Consider the following 2,640-nt stretch of genomic DNA (forward strand, 5'->3'; position numbering starts at 1 on the left):
GAACATCTGGCGCCATGCCTGAAAAATCTCGGGGGTTCGGGGGCTGGCCCCTGACCAGCATGGGCGAAGGAATCAAAAACTTCAAGATTTTTGATCTGCGCTATTGCCAAAAACAACACCGTCGCTATCTCGATCATGGTTCGACCTTCTCGGCTTGTGACATGCTGAGGATGGCGATTCGATCTGCCATGTCAAACTTTGTTTTGGTAAGAATGCCCAAATTATCGAGTTCGCCGTTATGCTCGAAGAATCCAATGAGGTCTTTCACCCTACCATAGTGTTGGGTGATGCCTGTTCCTGTGTCAACTCTCTCATATTCCATGACGCAAGCAAATGCGAGCTCTGAGTCGACGGCGTACAAGAGAAGTGAAACCTGGGGTTCCTCGGGCATTGGAAGTCCGTTGATTGTGCAAAGCTGGTAGCGTGCAGCTTGAGGCATATGTCGCCGCAACGCGAACTCAGTCATTTCAGGTTGAATCAAGCTGGCACGTTCGAGCCAATACTGAAGTCCGCGAGGTGGAAACTTGTTCCGAAGATCGGCGGAATGTTGCCGGGCGCCAACCTCCGAAATGTTGGCGATTTCCTGCGGCGTAAATGCACGATAATGCTCATCAATGATTGCCTGATCCGGCCAAGCGTAGTTTGCCTGGTAGAGTTGATACCTGTGCATCGCAAAAAACAGCAGAGCACAGACCGCAACTGCTGATAGACCGTTGAGAATCGAAAATCGTGGCTTCAAATTTTGCATTAAACGTTTCGATGGTCGAACGTCCGCCCGTCACCGGGCCGGGAGTGAAAAGTCTACCATTGCCAAAACGCTCGCAAGCCCGGCTCCGGTGCACGGGATAGTTCGCCGTCTTCACTCGCTTTCGCGGACGTTGCGATCACCGTCCTATTGAAAATATAGCGACGGCCTGAACGATTGCCAGCGCGAGGGTGAAAGCAATGCACAACCGGCGTGAGTCGCCCCACCAGGTTCTCACAAAGGCGGACCAAACTATCACCGACATCATAATCGAGCTCTGCACAGCACCGGAAAACGAGTTTAAACCGAGCGACGCCCCAGTCTCGCGAAACACCATCATCGCGTAGCACAGAGCGGTGACCCATGCCACGACAGCCACCACAGATGTAAAGTGATAGATCGTTCGCGGGCGTCGTCCAATCGCAATGGAATCGCGTGCGGTCAATGTTGTATCGCGGGGTTACGGGCCACATATGCACCCTGGAAAGCGTAACAAGTTAGTCGGGGAACGCTACGCGTAACCGGGAACGCGCGTGAAAGTTTCTAACAGCGAAATCGTTCAGTTCGCGTTCTCCGGTTCACGCGATTGTTACCCGCTCAAGTTGCGGAGACGCTTGTGGTAGTCTTGGTGAGCTGCGTTGTCTCGCCATCTTGGTGAAGCACCAAACAGCCCAGCCAGTGCTGGCACACCAAATATATGGTGAATTACTAACCCAGCCAAAACAAATGCTAGAGCATGGCAAGCAAATATGCCAACATTATGGCCCGGCACAGCCTCGAAATAGTATAAGCTCGCAGCAGTGCATCCGGCGATCAACACAGTCAGCAGGCTTCCTTTCCACGAATTTCTCAGGCAAAGCCTGTGATGACACTGCCAGCAGCGAACACCGGGGAAGGCGAACCGTAGGCGAGACAACGCTGCATCACAGACCGGGCACAAAGTGCCAGCGAGCGTTGGCTCGGGAGGAGGCTCAACAGCGGAGGGCAGGTACGGGTTTGATGTCATCAGGAAAAGGTGGAGCAATCGAACAGCGAACTGCAGCTAGCTTCGTCGGGTAAAGAATCCATGTAAGTCCAAGGTTTGACGGGTGGGAGCCATTCGTTAAAAAACTGGCGACTCAAACCCGTGATCTGGGCAGCTTGCGGCTGCCCGTCACATTTGCTCCACCCACCAAACACATGGAATGAAATCTCATGAAGATTCTCGCACTGGACCTCGGGAAATTCAACTCCGTTTGCTGCCTTTTCGACTCGAAAACTCGCAAAACGCAGTTTGTCACGACACCCACTACGAGAGAACACTTCGGTGTCATCTTCCACGACACCAAGGCCGATCTGGTCGTCATGGAGGCCTGCGGCCCCTCGGGATGGATCAATGATCTGGCACAACATCATGGGCATGAAACACTCGTCTGCTCCACCAACGAAGAAGCCTGGCGGTGGGCCAATGTCAAACGCAAAACCGATCGGGACGACGCTCTCAAGCTCGCTCGGATGGCCGCCATGGGTGAGCTCAAAGGCGTTCACACACCGACGCTGGAACATCGTGAGTTCCGATCGCTCGTCAAATACCGCAAGACCCTCGACGGACGAATCAACAAAACCAAGAACGCCATCCGTGCTTGGTTCGTTAACCACGGGATCGAGATCGCAACCGGCGAGAAAGCCTGGTACTCCGGTCGCGAGCACATCAACTCGTTTCGCAAACCCCTGGCTGACTGCGGACCTGACGAACTTTGGAAAGGAGAACTCGACATCGAACTGACCATCCTCGATTCGCTGACCGAGCAACTCACTGGTGTCGTCAAGAAGCTCGAAGCGATCGGCAAGAATGACGAACGCATCAAGCGAGTCCAAACGATCCCCGGAGTCGGACCACGAACCGCTGAAATCCT

The 2,640-nt window shown here is 53.8% G+C and carries 3 protein-coding genes; 1 reads left to right on the forward strand and 2 read right to left on the reverse strand.

Annotated features, from left to right (window positions below):
• Positions 1-133: 133 nt before the first annotated feature.
• Both Poly21_RS26740 and Poly21_RS26745 read right to left on the reverse strand, forming a co-directional pair.
• Positions 134-748, reverse strand: coding sequence for a hypothetical protein (locus Poly21_RS26740; protein WP_146410121.1), 615 nt, complete (start codon positions 746-748; stop codon positions 134-136).
• Positions 749-801: 53 nt separating this feature from the next.
• Positions 802-1,110, reverse strand: coding sequence for a hypothetical protein (locus Poly21_RS26745; RefSeq protein ID WP_302120788.1), 309 nt, complete (start codon positions 1,108-1,110; stop codon positions 802-804).
• Positions 1,111-1,939: 829 nt separating this feature from the next.
• Between Poly21_RS26745 and Poly21_RS26755 the strand changes: the two genes are divergently transcribed.
• Positions 1,940-2,640, forward strand: a 701-nt coding sequence (locus Poly21_RS26755; protein ID WP_146410124.1) for an IS110 family transposase, incomplete at its 3' end; no start/stop codon positions are given.

Source organism: Allorhodopirellula heiligendammensis (assembly GCF_007860105.1).
Classification (GTDB): Bacteria; Planctomycetota; Planctomycetia; order Pirellulales; family Pirellulaceae; genus Rhodopirellula; species Rhodopirellula heiligendammensis.